We start from the raw sequence: 23,014 nt of genomic DNA on the forward strand, positions 1-23,014 counted from the left end.
CGGTGGTCGTCGTGCGCCGACACCGACCACTGGAGCACCGTGCCCTCCTCGTCCCGCACCACCCCGCCCGCCGTCGTCCTCCACGACTGCACGTTCGCCTGGCCCGACGGCTCCGTCGTCCTCGACCGCGTCACCGCTGCGTTCGGACGCGGGCGCACCGGTCTCGTCGGCGCGAACGGCGCCGGCAAGTCGACCCTCGTCCGCCTCGTCACCGGCGGCCTCTCCCCCACCGCCGGGAGCGTCTCGACGACGGGACCCGTCGACCTGCTGCCCCAGCGCCTCCGGCGAGGGCCCGACGACACCGTCGCCGATCTCCTCGGGATCCGGCATCGCCTGGACGCTCTGCACGCGATCCTCCGCGGCGACGCGGATCCGCGGCACTTCGAGGTGCTCGCGGACGACTGGGACCTCGAGGCCCGAGCGCTCGCCGCACTCGGCGACGCCGGTCTCGACCTGGAGGCGGCGGACCTGCTGCGGCCGGTCGCGACCCTCTCCGGAGGGCAGGCCGTCCTCACGGCCGTGACCGGCGTCCGGCTGCGCGGTCGGCCGATCGCCGTGCTCGACGAGCCGACGAACGACCTCGACCGGCGCTCCCGAGGGCTTCTGCTCGACCTGGTCGACCGGTGGCGCGGGACGCTCGTGCTCGTCAGCCACGACCGGGAGCTGCTCGAGCACGTCGACGAGATCGCGGAGCTGCGCGACGGGGCGGTCCGCACCTCCGGCGGGACGTTCTCGGCGTTCGAGGAGCGGCTCGCCCTCGAGCAGGCGGCCGCGGAGCGCGATCTGCGCGACGCCGACCGGCTTCTCCGCGCCGAGCGGCGGCAGCGCATCGAGGCCGAGACGACCATCGCCCGCCGCGCGCGGGCGGGGGCGCGATCGGCGGAGTCGATGCCCGCGATCCTCGCGAACGCGCGGAGAGGACGAGCCGAGGCGACCGCGGGACGGCTGCGCTCCGGGCACGGGGCCGCGGAGGCGCGGGCGCGCGAGCAGGTCGACGCAGCGTCGCGAGCAGTCCGGGACGACGACCGGGTCCGCCTCGACCTGCCGGACCCCGGGGTCGCGGCCGGGCGCCGGCTGGCGGAGGTGACGGTGCGCGGCCGGACGACGGTGCTCCAGGGGCCGGAGCGGATCGCCGTGGTCGGCGCGAACGGGACGGGGAAGACGACCCTGCTCGAGCACCTCGTCGGGGCGCCGGGTGCGCGGGAGCATCCGCTCGCCGGCACCACGGCCCGAGCGCTGACGGAGCGGGTCGGCTGGCTCCCCCAGCGCCGCGAGGGACTCCTCGACGAGGAGGCCACCGTGCGGGAGCACGTCTCCCGGGCCGCGCCGGATCGTCCTGCGGTCGAGCTGCGGAACGCCCTCGCGCGGCTCCTGGTGCGCGGCGACGTGGTCGATCGGAGGATCGCGTCGCTCTCGGGCGGCGAGCGGTTCCGCGTCGCGCTCGCCGGGCTCGTGCTGGCGCAGCCGGCTCCGCAGCTGCTCGTGCTCGACGAGCCGACGAACGACCTCGATCTCGCCACGACCGACCACCTCGTCGACGTTCTCGCCGCCTGGCGGGGCGGCCTGGTCGTCGTCAGCCACGACGAGGCGTTCCTCGACCGGCTCGGACTCCACTCCCGAGTGGTGCTCGACGCGGAGTGACGGCTGGTCCCCCGGCCCCCGGCGGTTCTAGCCTCGACCGGGCCCCTGCCGCCGGGGAGACTGTCCGGGCCCCTCCCGCCCTCAGCGAACGGACCGACGTGCTCACCGGACTCAGCGCCTTCCCCCTCACACCGCTCCGCGACGACAGCATCGACGAGCGGTCGTTCGCCGCTCTCGTCGAGCGGCTCGCGCGGGCGGGAGTCGACTCGATCGGCGCCCTGGGCTCGACCGGCTCGGCTCCGTACCTGGACCGCGGCGAGCGCCGGCGCGCCGCCGAGATCGCCGTCCGCGGCGCCGGCCCGGTGCCGGTCGTGGTCGGGATCGGGGCGCTGCGCACCTCGCAGGTGCTGGCGCTCGCCGAGGACGCGCAGAGCGCCGGAGCGAGCGCGGTGCTCCTGGCGCCGCTCGGCTACCAGCCGCTGACGGACGAGGACGTGCTGGGGCTCTACGAAGACGTGACGGCTCAGCTCTCGGTGCCGCTCGTCGTGTACGACAACCCCGGGACGACGCGCTTCTCCTTCTCCGACGACCTCTACGGGGCCGTCGCCCGGCTGCCGCAGGTCGCCTCCCTCAAGATCCCCGGCGTGCCGGAGGGACCGGGCGCCGCGGCGGCGCGCGTCAGCGAGATCCGGGCGCGGGTGCCGGAGGGGGTCACCGTCGGGGTCTCGGGGGACGCCGCGGGTGCGCGCGGGCTGCTCGGCGGCTGCGACGCCTGGTACTCGGTGATCGGCGGCATCTTCCCGCGGACGGCGCTGTCGATCGCCCGGGCGGCGCAGTCGGGCGATGAGGCGGCCGCGATCGCGGGATCGGCACGCCTGCAGCCCGTCTGGGACCTCTTCGCGGAGCACGGCGGCAGCTACCGCGTGGTCGCAGCGATGGCGGAGCAGCTCGGTCTCGCCGAGGCGCGCTGCCTCCCGCGTCCGGTCCGCGGGCTCGGTGCACGGGCGCGGGCCCGGGTCGCGGAGGTCCTGGCGGAGCTGGGGCCTGTGCTGGAGTGATGCTCGGGCGGGTCGACGGGAGGACGGCTCGGACGGCGTGGTCGTTCCGGACAGCTGGAGGGGCGGGCCGGGGATGTCCCCGACCCGCCCCTCCGGCGGAGCACGCGACCTCAGCAGGCCTTGGACGCGCGGTAGGTGTTGCGTCCCGCCGCCACGAACAGCGCGTCGAGGACTCGGGCCTTGCCCGGCGCCACGGAGTAGCAGCTGCCGTCGAAGTCGGCGATGATGTCGGCCTTGCGCTCGACCGTGCTCGACCCGCAGTTGCGGAAGACGAGAGCGCGCTGGCGCAGGACGCCCTCGGGTCCGAGGGTGGCGCCGGTGGCCACCTCCTGGGCTCCGCACGCGTAGTTCCCGGCGCTCACGTACTGTCCGTTCGCGACCTCGGCCGCGGAGGCGGGCGTCGCGACAGCGACGACGCCGACGGAGGCGATGGCGCCCGTGAGGGCGAGGGTGGCAAGAGTTCGTCGAAGAGTCATGGTCGTTTCTCCTTCTGCTTCTCGGTCCCTTCACGCTGGCACCGGTCCGCCGACGAGCGCGAGGAACCTGGGAGCCTTCACACCGGGGGGCCAGACCGGTGCGGGGAAGTGCTCCCGAACGGGGCGAAAGGGTCGGAACCGGCGGGGCGGACGATCAGGAACGGGCCTCTCCTTCGCCTCCTGAGCGCCTCGATCCGCCGCCGATGCGGTCGCCGAGCCGCCGACCGTTCCGTCCGTGCGGCGTCGTCCCTCCGCCGTCCCGCGACTGGCGCGCATCGACGGGTCGTCCGGCCGGTCCTCCGGCTAGCGTTGCAGGCACACCCCCCGCCGACCCGGACCGCTCCGCCGACCTCGTCGGTTCGCGGTCCCTGCACGAGGAGCCCCCGTGTCCCCCGACGATTCAGCAGTACCCCCCTCTCGAACTCCCGGCCTCCGGCGGCGCGCCGTCATCGGCGGCGCCCTCACGGGTGCTCTCGCTCTGGGCGCGGCGACGCTCCCGGCCGCCTCCGCCTCCGCCTCCCCCGTGCCCGGCCTGCCCGGGGAGAGGACCCGCACGATCAACGTGAGGACGAAGAACCGCGGCGTGCTCTACGACGTCCTCACGGTCTCGATCGCGGGCGACCTCGCGCGGATCTTCGTGCCGCAGACGGTGAAGCCGCGGCAGGCCGCGGCGGTACCGGTGATCTGGTTCATCCACTCCGCGCAGGCCGACCACACCTCGCTGTCCAGCGTCTTCGCGTACCCGGCCGAGCTCGCCGTCGAGCGGGGCGCCATCGCGATCTGCCAGACGCTCGGCGGAACGATCTGGACCAACGACACCGCGCAGAAGCACCAGCGGAACGGCTACGCCTACCTCTCCGGCCAGTTCCCGATCGCCGCCAGCTACCTCTGGGCGATGTCGGCCGGCGGCGCGCTCGCCTGCGAGGACTACGGCGCGCGGGTCTTCCCCGGCATCAACGGCGTCTACCTGGTCAACGGCGTCTACGACCTCCGCGACACCCACGACCGCACGACGCGGGGCCGCTTCTCGATCGGCGGTGCCTTCGGCGGCAGCACCGCTCAGATCGACTCCCACAACCCGAAGCGGCTGCCCGCCTCCGCCTGGGCCGGCGCGAACATCCGCGCGGTGGTGTCCGACACGGCCCACCCGGACCCGAGCGTGCCGCCGGCACTGCACGGGCTCGCCCTCGTGAAGAAGGCGACGGCCACGGCCAGGGAGGCGACCGTCCGGACGCACGCGCTCGGCCACAACGCACCGTCGTGGGTGAACCAGGACGGCATCGACGCGATCTTCCGCTGGCACGCCGGGCTGGCCGCCGCGCCGGCGCCGTCGGCGACGCCGACCCCGACGAAGACCCCCGTCGTCCGCCCGTCCACCGCGGGCCGCTGGGACTTCGACCAGGCGGACGCCCCGTACGCGGGAGAGCCGGGGTCCCCGTTCCGACCCCGCTGAGCGGTCCGGACGCGACGGCGTCCCTCGGGATGCGCTGACCGTCACGGGCCCGCGGCGGGAGCGCTCGGCCGCAGTGAGACCGGGCCTACGTCCCCTCCGCGGAGCTCCGCGGCGCCCTCTTCCGGACAGGGCCGCTAGAGGACATTGTCAGCGGCGGGACGGCCGTGCCACGGTTCGAGGACGGCCGATGAGGGCCGTCCCGATCGAAGGCAGCACATGCGCTCCAGCACCGTCCCTCGTCCGCCCGCCGTCCAGGACGGCACGTCGCAGCCGCGGGATCCAGGAGCGGCGCGGCGGCTCCGGCGGGGTCTGCTCGGGTTGACCGCGGCCGTCGCGCTCCTCGTCGGCACCGCCGTTCCTCTCGCGGCGGTCGCCGCTCCGTCCGCCCCTGTCCTCGGGGTGGCGGCCTGGGGAAGCGGCACCGACGGGAAGACCACGGTCCCGGCCGGGGTCGAGGGCGTCCTCTCCCTCGCCGCGGGCCGGACCCACAGCCTCGCCGCGAAAGGCGACGGCGGGGTCGTCGCCTGGGGCCGCGGGTCGTACGGGCAGACCAGCGTCCCCGACGGTCTCACGGGGGTCGTCGCGGTCTCCGCCGGCGACTACAGCAGCCATGCGCTGAAGAGCGACGGGACCGTCGTCTCCTGGGGCTACGACGGCGACGGGCAGGTGTCGAGGAGTGCCGCGCTGACCGGGATCGTCGCGATCTCGTCCTCCCGCGACAACAGCCTCGCGCTCGGCAACGACGGCACCGTCACGTCGTGGGGCAGCAACGGGCTGGGCGAGGGCCTGGTCCCGGCCGGCCTCGGAGGCGTCACGGCCATCGCCGCGGGCCAGCGCCACAGCCTCGCCGTGTCCGGCGGGAGGGTGGTCGCCTGGGGCTGGGACCTCTACGGGCAGACCGACGTCCCCGCGGGGCTCGAGGGCGTGGTGGCCGTCGCGGCGGGAGAGACCCACAGCCTCGCGCTGAAGGAGGACGGCACCGTCGTCGCCTGGGGCGCGAGCTCCGACTCGGTCGTCGTCGACTACGGCCAGACCACGGTGCCGGAAGGCCTGTCCGGGGTCGTGGCGATCGCCGCCGCGTCCGACTACAGCCTCGCGCTGAAGGGCGACGGCACGATCGTCGGCTGGGGCCGGAGCTCGGGCGGGCAGCTGCAGTCACCCGCCGGCCTCGCCGGCACGACGGCTCTCGCAGCCGGACCCGATCACGTGCTCGCCCGGGGCCCGCGTCCGGTCCTGACGGCGGATGCTCCTCCCGCGTCCGGGCCGCTCGGAGCGGCCGCCTCGTACACCTTCGCAGCCGACCGCTCCGCCTCGTTCGCGGTCGCCTCCGGCTCCCTCCCCGACGGCCTGTCCCTCAGCGCGTCCGGGGTCCTCTCCGGCACGCCGACGACCGCGGGCACGTCCACCTTCGCCGTCTCCGCGCGGAACCCCTTCGGCGCCACCGTCGGGGCCCCGCACTCGTTCGCCGTGGCGGAGACGACGGTCGCGCCGACCCTGGCCGGCGACCCGCCCGCCGCGACGGTGGGCACCCCGTACGACTTCGACTACAGCGTGACGGGCACACCGGCGCCGACGGTCTCGCTCGTCTCCGGAACGCTCCCCGCCGGCCTGAGCCTCGATGATCGTGGCGGCCTGACCGGGACGCCGACCGCCGACGGACGCTCCACCTTCACCCTGCGGGCCTCGAACGCTGCGGGGAGCGCGGAGACCACCAGCACCGTCGTCGTCTCCCCCGCCGCCGCTGCACCGGCGATCTCCGGCACCCCCGGGCCGGGCGTCGTCGGCACCCCCTACGACTTCGGCTACACCGTCTCCGGCTTCCCCGCGCCGTCGGTGGCCGTCTCCTCCGGTGCGCTCCCGTCCGGCCTCACCCTGACTCCGGCCGGGCGCCTGACCGGGACTCCGTCCGCGCCGGGCACCTTCACGTTCACGCTGGCGGCCCGCGCCGGCACCGCCTCCGCGGAGACCACCAGCACCGTCACCGTCTCGTCGCCGACGGTCGCGCCGACCCTCTCCGGGACGGTCGCGGCCGGCGTCGTCGGCTCGGCCTACGACTTCCGCTACGCGGTGAGCGGCACGCCCGCTCCGTCGGTCTCCCTGGTCTCCGGCGCACTGCCCGCCGGACTCACCCTCGACGCGACCGGGCGCCTCTCCGGGACGCCGACCACGGCCGGGACCACCACCTTCAGCATCCAGGCCGCGAACTCGGCGGGCACGGCTCGGGCGACGAGCACGCTGACGGTCTCGCCGAAGCAGGTCGCGACGAAGGCCGATCTGCGCGTCGACCTCTCCGGGCCGGCCTCGGCGGTGAAGGGGAGGACGCTCACCTACACCCTCATCACGACGAACGCCGGTCCGGCTGCGTCTGGGTCGGTCTTCTCGCAGGTCGTCCTGCCCGCGGGTGTGCAGTTCGTCTCGGCGACCGGCTCGTACACCAGGGTCGGGAACGTCGTGGTGTTCCAGCGGGCCGGCCTGGCGGACGGGCGGACCGTGTCGGAGAAGATCACGGTGAGGGCGGCCGTCTCGGGCACGGCGACCGCGCTGGCGGCGGCGTTCTCGACGAAGACGCCGGACCCGTCCATCCGCAGCAACGCGGACACGGCGAGCACGACGATCCGCTGACCGCGGGAGCGTGACGGCGGGCGGTCCCTCGCGGGCCGCCCGCCGTTCTCGGTGCGGGAGCGTCGAGGTCCGCCGCGTCCGCGCCTCGTCTTCGACCGCTAGCCGGCCCGAGGGCGGTAGAAGCGCACGACCGGGAGGGCAGCCGTCGGAGCCTCGCGCACGACGATCTCGAGGCGCTGGACCAGGGCCGGGACGGTCGGCGTGGTCTCGAGCCGGCACTCGAGCTCTCCGTCGCGGCCCGGCAGGAGGAAGGCCGCCTGCGCCGCGGAGGCGCTCCAGAGCAGCCGCTCCACCAGCGGCCTCGCGGTCGGGTCCTCGGCGAGCCCGCCGATCTCCGCGATCGCCGTGGCGAGGCGGCGGGCGCGCACGTCGGCCGGCACATCGCTCAGCAGGTTGGGGCTGAACAGGGCGCCGCTGCCCGGCTCCCCCGCCCGGGTGAGGTCTCCCGCGACGATCGCGGCCTCGACGGCGGCGGCCGCGGCGAGCGTCGACGGGAGGAGGGTGATGGTCCGCGCCGGAGGAGCGGTGTCCTCGAGGGCGGCGCGGAGCAGTCCCGTCGCGGCGGCGGCGAGCTTCGCCCCGTTCGCGGTCGCGAAGACCACGGCCCCCAGGCCCGACTCCAGATGCCACCGCATGTTCGACGACCAGCCCGGCAGGCCGCCGGAGTGGTGGGCGATCCCGCCGAAGCGGACGTCGTGCTCGACGACGAGGCCGAACCCGTACGCGGAGCCGTCGAGCGTGCTCTCGACGGCGCGAGGGCTCAGCGCGGGGACCGGCGTCCAGCCGCGCTGCATCTCGCGGCGGGAGGCACGGCTCAGCACCGGGTCGTCGTCCGCGCCGTCCTCGCCCTCGAACGCGGAGGAGAGCCAGCCGCTCCAGCGGGCGATGTCGCCGACCGTGCTGAACATGCTCGCGGCGCAGGCGCCCGCTCCGGTGCCGGTCACGGGGCGGGGCACCCAGGTCGCTCCGTCGTCGAAGGTGCTGAAGCCGGCCGCCAGGTCGGTGCCGTCGGGGTAGTCGCCGCTGTCGTAGCGGGTGTCGTGGAGGCCGAGCGGCTCGAGGATCGTCCGCGTCGCGAAGGTCGGGAAGTCCTCCCCGGTCACGTTCTCGACGAGCACGCCGAGCAGCCAGAAGCCGATGTTGGAGTACTGGTAGACCTCACCCGGCCGCTCCGTGAAGGTCAGCCCGCGGCCGACGACCTCGAGGAACTCCTCCCGCGTCAGAGCCATGACGTCATCGGCCCAGCCGTTGTCCTCCGGGAGCCCCGAGCAGTTGCTGAGGAGCATCCTGACCGTCACGGGCAGCGGCAGGCCCGCGGAGTCGAGCGGGTCGGTGAACTCCGGCACGTGGTCGGCGACGCGGTCGTCGAGGCGGAGCAGCCCGCGGTCGCGCAGGATCAGCACCGCCGCCGCCTCGAAGCTCTTCGACATGGAGGCGATGCGGTGCACGGTCCCGGGCCCGGGAGCGGCGCCGTCGAGGCGGTGCTCGCCGCGGCCGTGGTGGACGAGCAGCCCGCTGCGGTCGAACAGGGCCCAGCTCAGCGAGGGGGCCGGCGGCGCCTCCTCGTCGAACCACCGGGCCAGCCGGTCCTGGAGCGGCGGGGAGAGGAGCGTCGGCCGAGGGAGGGTCATGCCCTCATCCTCCCGCACGCGGCACAGGCCGCCGCGGTCCCGCGGGTCACCGCGGAAGGACGCCGTCGGGGCTCAGCCAGTCCGGGCGGCTCCCCTCGACCGCATCCAGGACGTCCTCCTGCGGGCCGGTCGCCCGTCTCCGCGGCGACGATGATCCGGTCGTCGACGGGAGCGGAGGGGCCCGCCGTGCATCCGGCGAGCATCCCGATCAGCAGCACTCCCCCGGCGATGCGCCCCCTCGAACCCGTCCGCCCACCATCGAGCGTCGCGGCGACGGCCGCTCCCGCGGGCGGACGGGTCCCGTCGAGAGCCCGGAGCGACCGCCGGCACCTGCGAGCCGGACGAGGAACTTCTCAGGTCCTCTTGCGTGTCGCAGGCGCGGAACCTAGTTTTGTCGAACCGGTTCGAAGCACTGTTGCTCCGACCCCGGACCGACGCCCGCCGTCGTCCGGCCGGCTGTCCCCACAGAAAGTGACCAGCGTGACAACGATGTCCTCCCCGAGGCGCGGCACCCGCTCCCTCGCCCTCGCGCTGAGTGCCGCGACACTCGCCGCCCTCGCCGTCGCTCTCCCGAGCGCCGAGTCCGCCTCCGCGGCCGACACCTCCGTCCCCGCCGACGCGCTCATCCTCCAGTACGACTTCGAGCAGGGGCAGGTGTCCGGATCCACGGTCGCCGACCTCTCGTCGAAGAAGCTCGACGGCACCGTCGTCAACAGCGCGAGAGCGACGTACGTCGCGGGTCGGAAGGCCGGTACGACCGCGATCGACCTTCCCGGGGGCGCGGCGGACTCGACCTCCGCGCCGTACCTGACTGTGCCGAACGGGCTCTTCCAGGGCGTGACGCAGACCACCGTCTCCGCCTGGACGAAGTGGTCCGGCACCGGAGGCTTCCAGTGGCTGTGGTGCCTGGGCATCAGCCCCGACGCCGCGTCGGCCTTCGCTCCGTCGTTCGACGGCGGCAGCGCCCGCGCGATCATCAAGCAGCTGAAGGACGGCGGCGAGACCGGAGTCTCCAGCTCCTCGCCGCTGCAGAAGGACCAGTGGGTCAATGTCACCGCGACGATGGACGGCACGACCGTGACCCTGTACCTCAACGGTCTGCAGGTCGCGACGGCTCCCGCCTCCGTCGACCTCGCGAAGCAGCTCTACTCCGCCTCCGCCTCCAAGAGCGGCAACATCGGCCGGGCGCTCTGGAACGTGCACCCCTACTTCGACGGAGCGATCGACGACTTCCGCGTCTACAACCGGGCTCTGACCGCCGCTCAGGTCCGGGGTCTGGCGGGCGACGCCGCGCCGGCCGTCACCGGCGTTCTCTCGACGAGCGTCGCGGTCACCACCGGCATCGGCGTCGCGCCGGCCCTGCCGGGGGTCCCCGCCACCTACTCCGACGGCGTGAACCGCGACGCCCCGGTCACCTGGGAGAGCGTCCCCGCCTCCGCGTACGCGAAGCGCGGCACCTTCACCGTGAAGGGCACCGTCACCGGCCTCGGCACCGCGGTCACGGCGACCGTCACGGTGCGCGCACTCGACGAGATGACCATCGACCTCGGCGCGAGCACCGGGGAGTTCATGGGCGGCGCGTCCGGCACCCTCTACGGGGTCTACGGCGAGGGCCTCCCCTCCGACAACCTCCTCGAGGGGATCGACCTGCGCACGGTCTCGACCAAGGCGCAGGACGGGCCGCAGCATCCGGGCGCGGACGCGCTGAGCGTCGCTAAGGCCGTCGCCGACACCTCGGACGGCGACACCTACATCTACATGACGGACATCTACCGCGGCTTCCCCTACGAGTGGCCGGGCAGCACTCCCCAGGAGAAGCTGGCCGACTACCAGGCGAAGATCGCCACGCAGGTCGACCAGGTGCTCGCGCTCCCCGAGGAGTACCAGGACAACATCGTGTTCGTGCCGTTCAACGAGCCCGAGGGCAACATGTTCGGCAACGGGAAGTGGAGCTACAACGGGAAGAGCTGGCTGGAGGACCCGACCGCGTTCTTCGCGGCCTGGGACAGCACCTACGCGCTGATCCGCGACAGGATGCCCGACGCCCGCATCGCCGGACCGAACACCAGCGTCCTCTACGACCAGGTCCGCGGGTTCATGACCCACACGCTCGAGCAGGACACCGTCCCCGACGTGATGACCTGGCACGAGCTGAGCGCCCCGGGTGAGATCCGCACCAACGTCGACCGCTTCCGGGCCTGGGAGGACGAGCTGTACGCGGGCACGTCCTACGCCGGGAAGCACCTGCCGGTGAACCTCAACGAGTACGCCTTCAACTACCACACCTCCGTGCCCGGCCAGATGGTCCAGTGGATCAGCGCGCTCGAGGACAAGAAGGTCGACGGCGACATCGCCTACTGGAACATCGACGGCAACCTCTCCGACTCCGCGGTGCAGGCCAACCGCGCCAACGGCCAGTGGTGGCTCCTCAACGCCTACGCCTCGATGACCGGCGACACCGTCGCGGTCACACCGCCCAAGCCCGGCCAGAGCTACACCCTCCAGGGCGTCGCGACCCTCGACACCGCGGCCAAGCAGGCGAGAGCCCTCTTCGGAGGCGTCGGCGGCTCGCAGAAGGTCGCGTTCGAGCGCATCCCGGCCGCCACCTTCGGCTCGAAGGTCCACGTGGAGGTCAGCGAGATCCGCTGGACCGGCCAGGTCGGCGACTCGGGAGCCCCGCAGACGGTCAAGGAGTTCGACGCGTCCGTCGTGGACGGCGCCCTCTCGCTGGACTTCGGAGGATCCCTCCCCGCGCTCGACGTCGACTCCGCCTACGAGGTCGTCCTGACCCCGGGCGCCAACGCGTCGTCGCCGTCCGCCTCGCCCGTCGACTTCCGCCAGAAGTACGAGGCCGAGGACGCCCGCTACACCGGATCGCGGAACCTGAACGGACCCGAGGGCTCGCCGACCAACGTCGGCGGCTTCTACACCTCGGGCGGACGCAACGTGGGCGGGATCCGCACCGGCGGTGACCTGAAGCTCGACTTCGCGGTCACCGTCCCGAAGGACGGCGAGTACGACCTCAGCGTCTTCGCCAACTCCCTCAACACCTACGCCGCCAACGCCCAGCAGGGTCCGATCAACGCGTTCCTGAGCGTCGACGGCGCTGCGGAGCAGGAGATCCTCCTTCCGCTGGCCTACAAGTTCGTGGTCTGGGACCACGCGGACACGAAGGTGAAGCTGACCGCCGGCACCCACACGATCTCGCTCGCCGCGAAGAACCTCGCCGGCACGAAGTCGACCGTGGGCGACGCGATCGTCGACAAGATCGAGCTCTCCCTCCCCAGCGCGGCCGCCGCGACCTCGATCCACGAGGCCGAGACCGGCACGCTCGACAACGGAGCGACGGCCGACTACTCCCGCGCCGGCGTCTCCGGCTCGGGCACGGCGAAGCTCACCAGCGGCGCCTCCACCACCGTCTGGGGCTACTCCGCGAAGGACGCGCCGTCCTCCGTGACCGTGGACACCCTGGGCGGCGGCACCGGCGACCTCTACGTGAACGATGTGAAGGTCGGGCCGGTGGGCGCGAGCTCGACCCGTCAGGTCTTCCTCTCGGGCGGCGTGAACAAGATCGAGGTCGTCGGCACGAGCGGCACGCTCCTCGTCGATCGGATCGTCATCGGAGTGAGCGCGAACCCGCCCGCGACGACGAGCTATGAGGCGGAGGCGGCCACGATCACCGGCCCCGCCACGGTCCGCGACCTGTCCTTCGCGTCGGGCGGCAAGGCCGTCGGGAACATCGGGGGCGGACGCGACGGCGACTCGACCCTGACCTTCGGCGACGTGAAGGCCGAGCAGGACGGGACGTACGCGCTCACGCTGCGCTACTCCAACGAGGAGCAGTCCCCCGCGACGCACTACAACCCCGACCCGCTCGCCCGCCACGCGGACATCACGGTCAACGGAGTGACGCAGCGCGTGCTCTTCCCGCACACGTTCCACCAGAACCAGCTGTGGGACCTGAGCGTGCCGGTCACGCTCAGGAAGGGCTCGAACACCATCGCGATCACCTCGAAGGAGCTCCCGGGCTTCGACGGGACGACCTATCTCTCCGACACCTTCCCCGGCGTCCTGCTCACCTCGCAGTACGCGCCCAACATCGACAGGATCTCGGTCACGCCCTTCGTCGGGCGGACCACGAGCCTGACGGTGACCGGCACGGCGGCCTCGCGCTGCACCGCGGGGAAGGTCACGATCACGGGGACGGCGACCAACACCAGCGCGGTCGCCGCTGACATCACGATCGGCTCGGCCTGGGGCACGAAGACCTTCACCGGGGTCGCTCCCGGCAAGACGGTCTCGGCCGCCTTCAGCACCCGCGCTGCGAGCGTCGGAGCCGGCGCTCTCGACGTGCGGATCGCGGGGACGGTCGACGGCGCTGCGGCGAGCGGATCCACGGCACCGGCCTACGGTGCGGCGCGCTGCGGCTGATCCGTCCAGAACGCCCTGACGCGGCCGGGCACCTCGTGCGCCCGGCCGCGTCGGCGTGTCGTCGGGACCGGAGGTTCCCCGACGGGGACGAGCGCGCCGTGGACGAGCAGAGCGCCGGAGCCGCAGCGTCCGGTCCTCGCTCCGGGGACGCGGCGCCCGAGTTGCGTGCGCCGCGCCGCACTGCCACTCTCGACACGGTTCGAGCGGGGGTGGAGATGGCCACGATCGGAGACGTCGCGAAAGCGGCAGGGGTCTCTCGCAGCACGGTGTCGTACGTCCTCTCCGGCAAGCGCAGCATCTCCTCCGAGACGCGCAAGCGCATCGAGGACGCGATCGCCGAGCTCGACTTCACGGTCAACGCCGGAGCACGGGCGCTCGCGACGCGCCGCACCATGGCGCTGGGCCTGCTCGTCCACTTCGACCCGGACGAGTTCGCGCCCGCGATGGTCGAGTACGTCCTCCCCATCACGGCCCGCGCCCGCGAGCTCGGCTACGACGTGCTGCTGGCCACCGAGGCCGACGGGGCGGCTGCCGTCCGCCGGCTCACGCGCTCCGGTCAGGTCGATGGACTGATCCTCCTGAGCGTGGCGGACGACGACGACCGGCTGCCCGTCCTGCGCGCCTCGCGGCGGCCCGGTGCCGCCCTCGGCGTGCCCGCGGACGCCTCCGGGGTGGACGTCTTCGACCTCGACTTCGGCGACGCGGCCCGCCTGCTGATCGAGCACCTGGGCGCCCTCGGGCATCGGAGCATCGGTCTCGTCACCCCTCCTGAGCGTGTCTTCGACCGCGGAGGGACCTACGGGCTCCGGTTCCGCGAGTCGGCTCTCGAGACCGCCGGTCGGCTCGGGATCGAGCTGGTGCTGCGCCCGGCCGCCACCGCCGCCGACGCCGTCGAGCCGATGGTCACGGCGTTCCTCGACGACAACCCCGGTCTCACGGCGCTGGTCGTCCACAGCGACCGGACCATCGCGATGCTTCCCGCGATCCTGGGCCGACGCGCTGTCGCCGTGCCCGGGCAGCTGTCCGTCGTGAGCCTGTACTCGGCCGAGTTCGCCCGCGACTTCTCGCTCCCCTACAGCTACGTCGAGACGGGTGCCGCCGAGCTCGGCGCGCACCTGGTCGACACGCTCGTCGAGCGGATCGAGCAGCCGTCCCGCGGCGAGGAGCCGTCGATCCGACTCCTGCCCGCGCGTCTCGTCGACCGCGGGAGCGCCCGCGCGGTCTGAGGACCGCTCCAGAGCCCCCGAGGCCCGGTCAGAAGCGCGAGGCGACCTCGTAGAGGACCTCGTCGTCGCCCGCGTAGACGCCGTCGCGCCGCGGCCAGTGCGCGATCACGTCCGTGAAGCCGAGCTCCTCCGCCCGGCCGGCCATGTCCTCGAACCGGGCGACGCTCTCGAGGGAGTAGTCGCCCCCGGAGTCGAGCGAGAGGTGGCGCTCGACGGTGCGCGGGTCGCGCCCGGCCGCGTCGAGCGCCGCGTCGAGCCGCCGGGAGAGGGACGCGACCGCCCGCCACCACTCCTCGCTCGACACTCCCTCCGGGCCGGTGGTGACCCAGCCCTGCCCGCGCTCGGCGACGAGCGCGAGGCCCTTCGGCCCGTTCGCGGCGAGGATCAACGGGACGCGGGGGCGCTGCACCGGCTCGCCCACCATCCGCGCCGAGCGGGCGGTGAACCACTCCCCCTCGAGGTCCACGCCGCTCGAGCCGGGCTCCTCGAAGCGCAGCAGCGCGTCGAGGGCCGTGACGAACTCGGTGAAGCGCTCGTGCCGCTGCCGGGGCGAGTAGTCGGGCTGCCCGAGCACGCGCGCGTCGAAGCCCGTGCCGCCCGAGCCGACCCCGAGGATGGTCCGACCGCCCGAGATCTCGTCCAGCGTCGCGATCTCCTTCGCGAACGGCACCGGGTGGCGGAAGTTCGGGGAGGCCACGAACGTGCCCAGGCGGAGCGTCTCGGTCACCATCGCGGCAGCGGTGAGGGTGGGGACGGTCGCGTGCCACGGCTGGTCGGCGAGGGAGCGCCAGGAGAGGTGGTCGTAGGTCCACGCGTGGTCGAAGCCCAGGCCCTCGGCCGACTGCCACTTCCGGCGGGCCTCGGCCCACGGGTCCTGCGGGAGGATGACGATGCCGTGTCGCATCGTCCGAGTGTACGAGCGCCGTCGGGTCAGAGCGCGGCGGGCGGCACCGGGGGTGGATCGGGCACCTCGTCCACGACCGAGCGCGGGACCATCAGGGTCGGCATCCGCACGCGCAGGCGCAGCGGTTCCCGCTCCGACGCGCCGAGCAGCTCGCGGGCGGCGCTCCGCACCTGCCGGGCGAGCGCCGGGTGCACGGCCCCCGGATCCTCGAACGCGGCGACCAGCTCGCGCAGCACTCGGGTGGTGCTCCGCGGGTCGCCGTCCTGCCTGGGCATCGGATCGGCCCCTCACTCTCGGCACGGCCGTCAGGGTCCCGGCGGTGCAGCGGATGTCTCGGGCCGACGGTAGGGCCGGGGACGGCGCCGTGGCACTGAGGTTGACAACGGGAGGACCCGGCGGATCGCGGTGCGCGGGGTGCGATCCGCGGCGAGGGCGGTCCTGGCGGGGAACGACGGCCACCGCCGGGAGAGCCCGCTTCCACGATCGCGCCCGTCCGGTCGCGGCTGCTCTCGGGGCGTGATCACGACGACGGAGCGGGTGGACGACTGGATCGAGGGCTGGTGCCGTGCACGCGGCGTGCAGCGCGTCCGCGAGGACGGAGCATGGCTGGTCGATGTCGGAGCGGAGTCGCGCACGCGGGAGCGGATCCTGGTCGATCCGTCGCCCTCCGCGCTGCAGGCGGGCGCCGAGCAGACGGCCGGGCCCCGGGAGTGGATGACGGTCATCGGCCTGGGCGACGACGCCCGCCTCGCGCCCGCCGCCGGGCTGGAGCTCGTCGCGGGCGACGAGAGCCTGATGGCGGCGCTCCTCGGCCCGGGCAGCACCGCGGAGGGAGCCCTGCTCGAGGGTGCCCTGCTCGCGGGAGCCGTGCTCGAGGCCGCCGACGGACTGGCGAGCGTCCGGCTGCTGGTCGACGGAGTCGTCGCCGCTCAGGGCACCGCCGCCGTGCACGGGACGGTCGCGGTCCTGGACCGGATCGAGACCGATGCGCGGTTCCGCCGACGCGGGCTGGGACGGCGGGTCGTCGACGCCCTCACCGCCTGGGCCCGGTCCGAGGGTGCACGGAGCGGTCTCCTCGTCGCCAGCACGGACGGCCGCGCCCTCTACCTCACCCTCGGCTGGGAGGTGGTCGCGCCGGTGCGCATCTGGCGCGGGGCCGCACTCCGAGATCCGGGGCAGGGCTGCGCGGCCGCCGGGCGATGATCCCCCGCCGTACGGCCCTCCGGGAGCGCACGTCCGCCTGAGTACGGAATCCCGCGCAGCGCATACAAGCGGCGGAGAACGGCGGAGCAGCCGTGAAGCGGCCGCCCGCCGATCTGTATTCAGCCGATAACACCACCCTCGAAAGAGGGACGCCCGCTATCGCTCGAACGGCCTTGTCCGAGAAGCGGATCATCCGCTTCTCGGACTCGTGTCACCGCCCTCGGATCGTCAGCCGAGAGCGCCCTTCTCGGCCGAGTAGAGCTGCTTCACCTGCTCCGCGGTCAGCGCCCGGTCCCACACCCGCAGTCGGGCGAGGGAGCCGGCGAAGCGGTTGATCATCGTGCCGTCCCGGCCGACCGCTCCGACCACGAAGTCGCCCGGAGCCGCGTTGAGGCCGTCGGGGTAGACGTAGGGGTTCTTGGCGTAGGTCGCGCCGAGCTTGTCGGTGTACACCGGATACGCGGTGGCGGCGCCGTCGAGGTACGAGACCGCGACTGCGCCGTCATACGTCCCGACGTGCAGCTGCCACACGCCGCGCGTGATCCGGCGGGGCTCCACCGAGTAGTCGCGCGAGTACGGGTAGCCGGGCGTCGGCCCGCCGAGCTTCGAGACGTGCATGCACACGCGCTCCCAGCCGCCGTACTCGGGGAGGTTGTTGAACAGCGCATAGGAGCGCAGCGGCCCGACCGTCGACTCCTCCCAGACGCCCGCGATGCAGGCGCCGTCCGCGTCGGAGTTGAGCACCCACACCGCGATCGTCACCTGGCCGGTCGAGGCGCCCAGGTTGAGCGGGCCGACCTCGTCCTTGGGGACGACCAGGTGGTCCGTCGTCCCGTTGAGGGCGACTCCGGTGCCGAACGGCGTGGCGACGGCGCGGGCGGAGGAGCCCGCGCCCTGCCGGAGCGCCGGAGCGCCCGCGACGGCCGAGGCGAAGGGGGCGGCGCTCTCGGCGAAGGACCACTCCGCGATCGGCGTGGGCACGGTGACCGTGGGGACCGGAGCGGCGTCGCCGACCACGAACGCGTCGAGGATCAGGTTGGTGCCGCTCGAGGCCGGGTTGCGGCCGCTCCCGCGGCGGATGGTCACCGTGTGCGGCCCGGCCGCGAGCTGTCCGCTGCTCCAGACCGTCTGCTTCGACCGCGTCGCGGCGCTGTAGCGGTCGACGGACGCGACCTTGACTCCGTCGAGCTCGACCTCGTTGATGCCGGACGAGCCGGTGAGGCGGCTGATCCAGCTCACGCTGGTACCCGTGAAGGCGAGGGTGGCGGAGGCGCCCGCGGTGGTCGAGTAGGCGATGCTGCCGCCGCTGTCCGTGCTCGCCTTCAACGTCGACCAGGTGCCGGTCGTGACGATCGGGGCGGCGCCGTTCTCGTAGGTGCCCGCTCCGGGCAGCGTCGTCGCCGGCGGAGGCGTCGCGTCGCCGACCACGAAGGAGTCGAGCAGCAGGTTGGTCCCGGTCGAGGCCGGATTGCGGCCGCTCCCCCGGCGGATCGTCAGCGTGTGCGGCCCGGCGGCGAGCTGTCCGCTGCTCCACACCGTCTGCTTCGAGCGGGTGGACGCGCTGTAGCGGTCGACGGAGGCGACCTTCACACCGTCGAGCTCGACGTCGTTGATCCCGGAGGACGACGTGAGTCGGCTGATCCAGGCGATGCTCGTGCCGGTGAAGGCGAGCGTCGCGGAGGCGCCGGAGCTGGTCGAGTAGGCGATGCTCCCGCCGCTGTCCGCGGTGGCCTTCAGCGTCGTCCAGGTGCCGGTGGTGACGATCTGCGCGGCGCCGTTCTCGTAGGTGCCCGCGCCGGGCAGCGTGGACACGGGTGGCGTCTCGGGCTCGGGCTCCGTCTGCGGCACGGGGCCCTCGGTGATCCAGCGCTGGAAGGTGTCGAGCATCTCCTTGTTGGTGAAGCTCGGGACCTTGTGCCCGTCGGTGCCCTCCCCCGGGTGGGTGCGGACCGTCGCCTCCTTCGCCAGGGGCAGGGCCGCGGCGTGGAGGGCGGCGCCGTGCAGGGCGAACGGCACGACCTTGTCGTCGGGCGATCCGGTGATCCTCAGCCGCGCACCGCGCCACACCGACGCGGGCAGCCGCGCCGGGTTGGTGGCGGCGATGGCCGCGGCGTCGGCGTACTCGGGGCCGATCCGGTCCGGTTCGCTCGCCGCCCGCTCCTCCATGTCGTAGGAGCTGTTGCAGAGGTACGCGCCCCGGATGTTCGGCACCATCCGCTTCCCGTAGGCCCAGGTCAGAAGCGGCCCGCCCCCGGAGTCGGAGCGGAGGAGGCTCGCGTCGATCCGCCATACCGACGAGGCCCAGGCGGCGACAGCGGCCTGGATCTCGATCGCCCGCGGGCTCGACCAGATGCTGCCGCCGTAGGTCGGGCAGATGCTGACGATGCCGCGGTCCACGGCGAGGTCGGCCGAGTACGCGAAGGCGCTCGAGAGCGCCGTGTGGGTGCCGTTGCGGGCGTGGTAGTACCAGAGCATCGATGCGCCCCTGGTCTGCGACGGAGGCGTCGCGTGCGGCACGAACAGGCGCGCCCGGTCCCCCGCGACGACGACGTCGATGATCTCGTAGCGCTTCCCGCCCGTCTTCGACGTGGCGGTGGACAGGCGCGAGACCTCGCCGGGCAGTCGGGGCACCGCGGTGAGGTCGCCGGCCGCGAGGGCCGGCGTCGCGAAGGCGATCGCGCCCGCGCCGGCGACGGATCCGGCGAGGATCGTGCGGCGGGAGAGAGCGGAGAGGGCCTTGACGCCCGATCGGGAGCCGGTGCGGGAGGAGTCGGCGGAGTCGCCGACGGCAGTGTCCTGAGGAGTCACGGAAGAGAGAGCCTTTCCGATCGTCACCGTTCCGGGTACACCGATCGAAAGAGGAGGAGAAGGCGTTCAGTGAACGAGCGGCAGCGCTCGCGTTACTGATGCGGATCACCTTCTCCTCGAGAAGGAAAGGGAAGCCGGATCAGGCTAACAGAGGGGATGAGAAGGGGTTCAGTATTTCTACCCACCGTTTCATCGACCGGAGGAGAATGGGCGAGGAATCGCTTATCCGGCCGCTTATCGTCCCTTTTCCGGTGACACGACGCGTGCTGGACACCGCCGTCTGGCAGGATGCCCCCGTGTCGGAGACGGGTCGGCTGCAGCGGGGCGGCGCCCTCCCCGTGCTCCTCGTGTTCCTCCGCCTCGGGCTGACCTCGTTCGGCGGGCCGATCGCGCACCTCGGCTACTTCCGCGAGGAGTTCGTGGTGCGCCGCGGCTGGCTGACCGATCGCGCGTACGCCGACCTCGTCGCGCTGTGCCAGTTCCTCCCCGGACCCGCGTCCAGCCAGGTCGGGATGGCGGTCGGCCTGCAGCGCGCGGGACTCGCCGGACTGGTCGCCGCGTGGTGCGGATTCACGCTCCCCTCGGCGATCGCCCTGGTCCTCGTCGCCGGGCTCGTCGCCGGTGCGGGCGACGTCGCCTCCGCCGGCTGGCTCCTGGGCCTCCAGGCGGCGGCGGCCGCGGTCGTCGCGCAGGCCGTGCTCGGGATGGCGCGCTCGCTCGCACCGGACCGCCGCCGCGCGACGATCGCCGGCGCAGCGGCTGTCGCCGTCCTCCTCGCCCCGGAGCCCGCGCTGCAGGTGGCGGTGATCGCGGCTGCGGGCCTGGCCGGCGTTCTCTGGCTCCGCCGCGAGGAGGGGGCTCCGGACGACGGCCCGGGGTTCGCGGTCCGGATCCCGACGGCGCTCGCGGTCTCGGCCCTCGCCCTCTGGGGGCTCCTCCTGGTCGGCCTCCCCCTGCTCGCCGCGCTCACCGGCGAGGGAGCGGCGGGTCTCGCCTCCGTCTTCTACCGGTCGGGCGCTCTGGTGTTCGGGGGCGGCCACGTCGTGCTGCCTCTGCTGGAGGCGCAGACGGTCGGCGCCGGCACGGTCGGGCAGAGCGAGTTCCTGGCCGGATACGGGGCGGCGCAGGCGGTGCCCGGCCCGCTCTTCACCTTCTCCGCGTTCCTCGGCGCGGTGGGCGCGGGGACGCCGGACGGTGTCGCGGGGGCGGCGATCGCGCTGGTCGCGATCTTCCTGCCGGGCGCTCTGCTCGTGGTCGGCGTGCTCCCGTTCTGGCAGCGGCTGCGGCACCTGCCGGTCGCGCAGAGGGCGCTGGCCGGCGTGAACGCCGGCGTGGTGGGACTGCTCGGCGGCGCCCTCTACGACCCGGTGCTGACCGAGGGCATCGGCTCGACCGGCGCTCTGGCGCTCGCGATCGGCGCCTTCGTGGCGCTGACGCGCTGGACCGTGCCCCCGTGGATCGTCGTCCTCGCCGCCGCGGGCCTCGGCGCCCTGCTCCTCTGACTCCCTCCGGGGACGACGGTCCGGACCAGCCCTGGCAGTCTGGACGCATGAGGGCTCGGGGGACGACAGCGGCAGTGGCGACGACGGCAGCGGCGGGGCTCCTGCTGCTGGGCGGGTGCACCGCCGGCGGCGGGGCCGAGGCGGGCGCCACGGCGTCCGCGCCCGCCTCGCGGACGCCGAGACCCGCCATCACCGACCTGATCACTCCGAGCCCGACCCCCTCCGCTCCGGCGACCGCCGAGCCGGTCGGAACCGTCGTCGACGCCGGGCCGGTCGGCGAGGGAGTCCCCGCCACCGTCTCGGGCACCGGCCCGGCCGACGTGTCGTTCCAGCGGCAGGGCGAGTTCGCGGTCGTCCTGAGCCTGGACTGCTCGGCCTGCACCGGCACGGCGATCGTCACCGCCGCGGGCCGGATGACGCCCTTCGGCGAGGCCGCCGCCCCGATGACGGGGTCGTTCCTGACCGGGATCTTCCACGACGACCCCGTCGAGCAGCAGGTGATCGTCCGAGCCGACGGGCCGTGGACGCTCGGCCTGCAGAGCTGGAACGACCTCGCGACGGTGAGCGGTGCGCAGTCCGGCACCGGCCCGGCCGTCCTGTTCTTCTCCGACGACGTCCCGCGCGTGACGGTCGACTACACGCCCGCGGGTCCGGACGACTCGTTCTCCGGCCGCGTGTTCACGACCTCCGATCAGCCGCAGCTGTTCGGCGACTCCGTCGCCTTCTCCGAGGTGTTCGAGGCCGACCTGCCCGGCGTCATGGCCGTCCAGACCGAGGGGACCTGGACCGTCACGCCGACGCCCTGACCCGGGGTCGCGACGCGCCGGCCGCGGAGTCGGGGAACGGGCGCCCCTCGGCCCAGACCCGCTGCACGCGGAGCGACGCGTCGAGCAGGACGACGTCGGCGCGGTACCCGGGGGCCAGCAGGCCGAGGTCGCCCCGGCCGAGCACGCGGGCGGGAACGGCGGTGAGGGCGGCGACGGACGCCTGCAGCCCGAGCCGGCCGGGCCCGACGGCCCGCCGCAGGGCCTCCTCCTGCGTGAGCGTGGATCCGGCGAGCACAGCGGTGCCCGCGAGCCGGGCGACTCCGCCGAGCACAGCGGTGCCCGCGAGCCGGGCGACTCCGCCGAGCACCTCGACGTCGAGCGGGCCGAGGCGGTGCACTCCGTCACCCGCCCCGGCCGCCGCCATCGCGTCGGTGACGAGCGCGATCCGCCCGGGAGCCGCCGCGAACGCGAGCCGCACCACCTCGACGTCCACGTGCCGGCCGTCGAGGATCAGCTCGAGCGCGACCCGCTCGTCCCCCAGGGCCACCGGGATCGGGCCCGGGGAGCGGTGGCCGATCCCGGGCATGGCGTTGAACGCGTGCGTGACCAGCCGGGCTCCGCGGTCGAACGCGGCCCGCGCCTGGTCGGCGTCCGCCTCGGTGTGGCCCACCGCGACCACCGTGCCGGCGCCGGCGAGCCGCTCCACCGCGGCGAGGGCTCCCGGCAGCTCGGGCGCGAGCGTGATCTGCGCGAGGCGTCCGCGGGCGGCGTCCAGCAGCCGGCCGACCGCGCCGGAGGAGGGGTGCACGAGAGCCGCGGGGTCGTGCGCTCCCCTGCGCGAGGGCGCGAGGAACGGGCCCTCGAGGTGCGCGCCGAGCACGAGCGGGTCGGTGGCTGCGAGGGCCGAGACCGCGTCCAGAGAGGACTCCAGCTGCTCCAGCGGCGCCGAGACCAGGCTGACCAGCGAGCGCGTGGTGCCACGGGAGCGGTGCAGCGCGAGGCCCGCGCGGATCGCCTCCGCTCCTCCGTCGAAGCCGTGACCGCCCCCTCCGTGCACATGGAGGTCGAGGAAGCCCGGGACAGCGGTGAGGCCCCGCGCGTCGTGCAGCTCCGCCCCCTCCGCCTGCGCCTGCCAGCCGGTGCCGGTGCCGGTCGCCGTGATCGCGCCGTCCCGCGCGAGGAGCCAGTGGTCCTCCACCGTCCCGGCCGCGTCGACCTTCCGTGCGCTGTGGATGATCAGCGCGGCGTGCGCCATGCGGTCGAGGCCGCCGAGAGCGACGGGGGTGCTCGCCATCAGGACGGGGGCCAGCTCGAGTCGGCGGAGGGCGAGGTGCTCGTCGAGGCCGAGCCCG

Annotated in this window: 15 protein-coding genes; 9 read left to right on the top strand and 6 right to left on the bottom strand. The window is 73.9% G+C overall.

Going from position 1 to position 23,014, the window contains the following annotated elements; genetic code table 11:
- Window positions 1-39: 39 nt before the first annotated feature.
- Complete coding sequence (locus C5C33_RS06410; protein WP_104260703.1) at window positions 40-1,641, top strand: ABC-F family ATP-binding cassette domain-containing protein; 1,602 nt, start codon at window positions 40-42, stop codon at window positions 1,639-1,641.
- 98 nt (window positions 1,642-1,739) lie between these two features.
- Window positions 1,740-2,639, top strand: a complete 900-nt coding sequence (locus C5C33_RS06415) for a dihydrodipicolinate synthase family protein (RefSeq protein ID WP_104222054.1) — start codon at window positions 1,740-1,742, stop codon at window positions 2,637-2,639.
- Window positions 2,640-2,749: 110 nt separating this feature from the next.
- On the opposite strand, the gene C5C33_RS06420 is transcribed toward C5C33_RS06415, so the two are convergent.
- The gene (locus tag C5C33_RS06420) at window positions 2,750-3,115 is read right to left on the bottom strand and encodes a hypothetical protein (protein WP_104222056.1); all 366 of its coding nucleotides are present in this window, start codon (window positions 3,113-3,115) and stop codon (window positions 2,750-2,752) included.
- 385 nt (window positions 3,116-3,500) lie between these two features.
- On the opposite strand from C5C33_RS06420, the gene C5C33_RS06425 reads away from it, so the two are divergent.
- A complete protein-coding gene (locus tag C5C33_RS06425) occupies window positions 3,501-4,568 on the top strand; it encodes a hypothetical protein (protein WP_104246834.1) in 1,068 nt (355 codons plus the stop codon).
- Window positions 4,569-4,784: 216 nt separating this feature from the next.
- Complete coding sequence (locus C5C33_RS06430) at window positions 4,785-7,190, top strand: putative Ig domain-containing protein (RefSeq protein WP_104260704.1); 2,406 nt, start codon at window positions 4,785-4,787, stop codon at window positions 7,188-7,190.
- A 98-nt stretch (window positions 7,191-7,288) separates the two neighbouring features.
- Here C5C33_RS06430 and C5C33_RS06435 read toward each other — a convergent pair whose 3' ends face one another.
- On the bottom strand, window positions 7,289-8,821 hold the full coding sequence (locus C5C33_RS06435) for a serine hydrolase (protein WP_104260705.1): 1,533 nt from the start codon (window positions 8,819-8,821) through the stop codon (window positions 7,289-7,291).
- 489 nt (window positions 8,822-9,310) lie between these two features.
- On the opposite strand from C5C33_RS06435, the gene C5C33_RS06440 reads away from it, so the two are divergent.
- Window positions 9,311-13,252, top strand: a complete 3,942-nt coding sequence (locus C5C33_RS06440; protein WP_104260706.1) for a LamG-like jellyroll fold domain-containing protein — start codon at window positions 9,311-9,313, stop codon at window positions 13,250-13,252.
- A 215-nt stretch (window positions 13,253-13,467) separates the two neighbouring features.
- Window positions 13,468-14,478 (top strand): LacI family DNA-binding transcriptional regulator, encoded by a 1,011-nt coding sequence (locus C5C33_RS06445; RefSeq protein ID WP_104260714.1) that lies wholly within the window; start codon window positions 13,468-13,470, stop codon window positions 14,476-14,478.
- A gap of 28 nt (window positions 14,479-14,506) precedes the next feature.
- On the opposite strand, the gene C5C33_RS06450 is transcribed toward C5C33_RS06445, so the two are convergent.
- Window positions 14,507-15,382, bottom strand: a complete 876-nt coding sequence (locus C5C33_RS06450) for an LLM class flavin-dependent oxidoreductase (RefSeq protein WP_104260707.1) — start codon at window positions 15,380-15,382, stop codon at window positions 14,507-14,509.
- Window positions 15,383-15,408: 26 nt separating this feature from the next.
- Window positions 15,409-15,657: a hypothetical protein gene (locus C5C33_RS06455; protein ID WP_146078454.1), complete on the bottom strand. Its 249-nt coding sequence runs from the start codon at window positions 15,655-15,657 to the stop codon at window positions 15,409-15,411.
- Window positions 15,658-15,898: 241 nt separating this feature from the next.
- Between C5C33_RS06455 and C5C33_RS06460 the strand changes: the two genes are divergently transcribed.
- Window positions 15,899-16,585, top strand: coding sequence for a GNAT family N-acetyltransferase (locus C5C33_RS06460; RefSeq protein WP_219814941.1), 687 nt, complete (start codon window positions 15,899-15,901; stop codon window positions 16,583-16,585).
- 228 nt (window positions 16,586-16,813) lie between these two features.
- Here C5C33_RS06460 and C5C33_RS06465 read toward each other — a convergent pair whose 3' ends face one another.
- The gene (locus tag C5C33_RS06465) at window positions 16,814-19,393 is read right to left on the bottom strand and encodes a LamG-like jellyroll fold domain-containing protein (protein ID WP_104260708.1); all 2,580 of its coding nucleotides are present in this window, start codon (window positions 19,391-19,393) and stop codon (window positions 16,814-16,816) included.
- Window positions 19,394-19,689: 296 nt separating this feature from the next.
- Here C5C33_RS06465 and chrA point away from each other — a divergent pair, with 296 nt between their 5' ends.
- Window positions 19,690-20,895 carry a chromate efflux transporter gene (gene chrA, locus C5C33_RS06470; protein WP_258063222.1) on the top strand — a complete coding sequence of 402 codons (1,206 nt, stop codon included), beginning with the start codon at window positions 19,690-19,692 and terminating at the stop codon, window positions 20,893-20,895.
- Window positions 20,896-20,942: 47 nt separating this feature from the next.
- A complete protein-coding gene (locus C5C33_RS06475) occupies window positions 20,943-21,701 on the top strand; it encodes a hypothetical protein (protein ID WP_181136202.1) in 759 nt (252 codons plus the stop codon).
- On the opposite strand, the gene C5C33_RS06480 is transcribed toward C5C33_RS06475, so the two are convergent.
- Window positions 21,685-22,956 carry an amidohydrolase family protein gene (locus tag C5C33_RS06480; protein ID WP_308471171.1) on the bottom strand — a complete coding sequence of 424 codons (1,272 nt, stop codon included), beginning with the start codon at window positions 22,954-22,956 and terminating at the stop codon, window positions 21,685-21,687. The genes C5C33_RS06475 and C5C33_RS06480 overlap by 17 nt on opposite strands.
- Between the last annotated feature and the right edge of the window lie 58 nt (window positions 22,957-23,014).

The organism is Rathayibacter sp. AY1H3, from assembly GCF_002932015.1.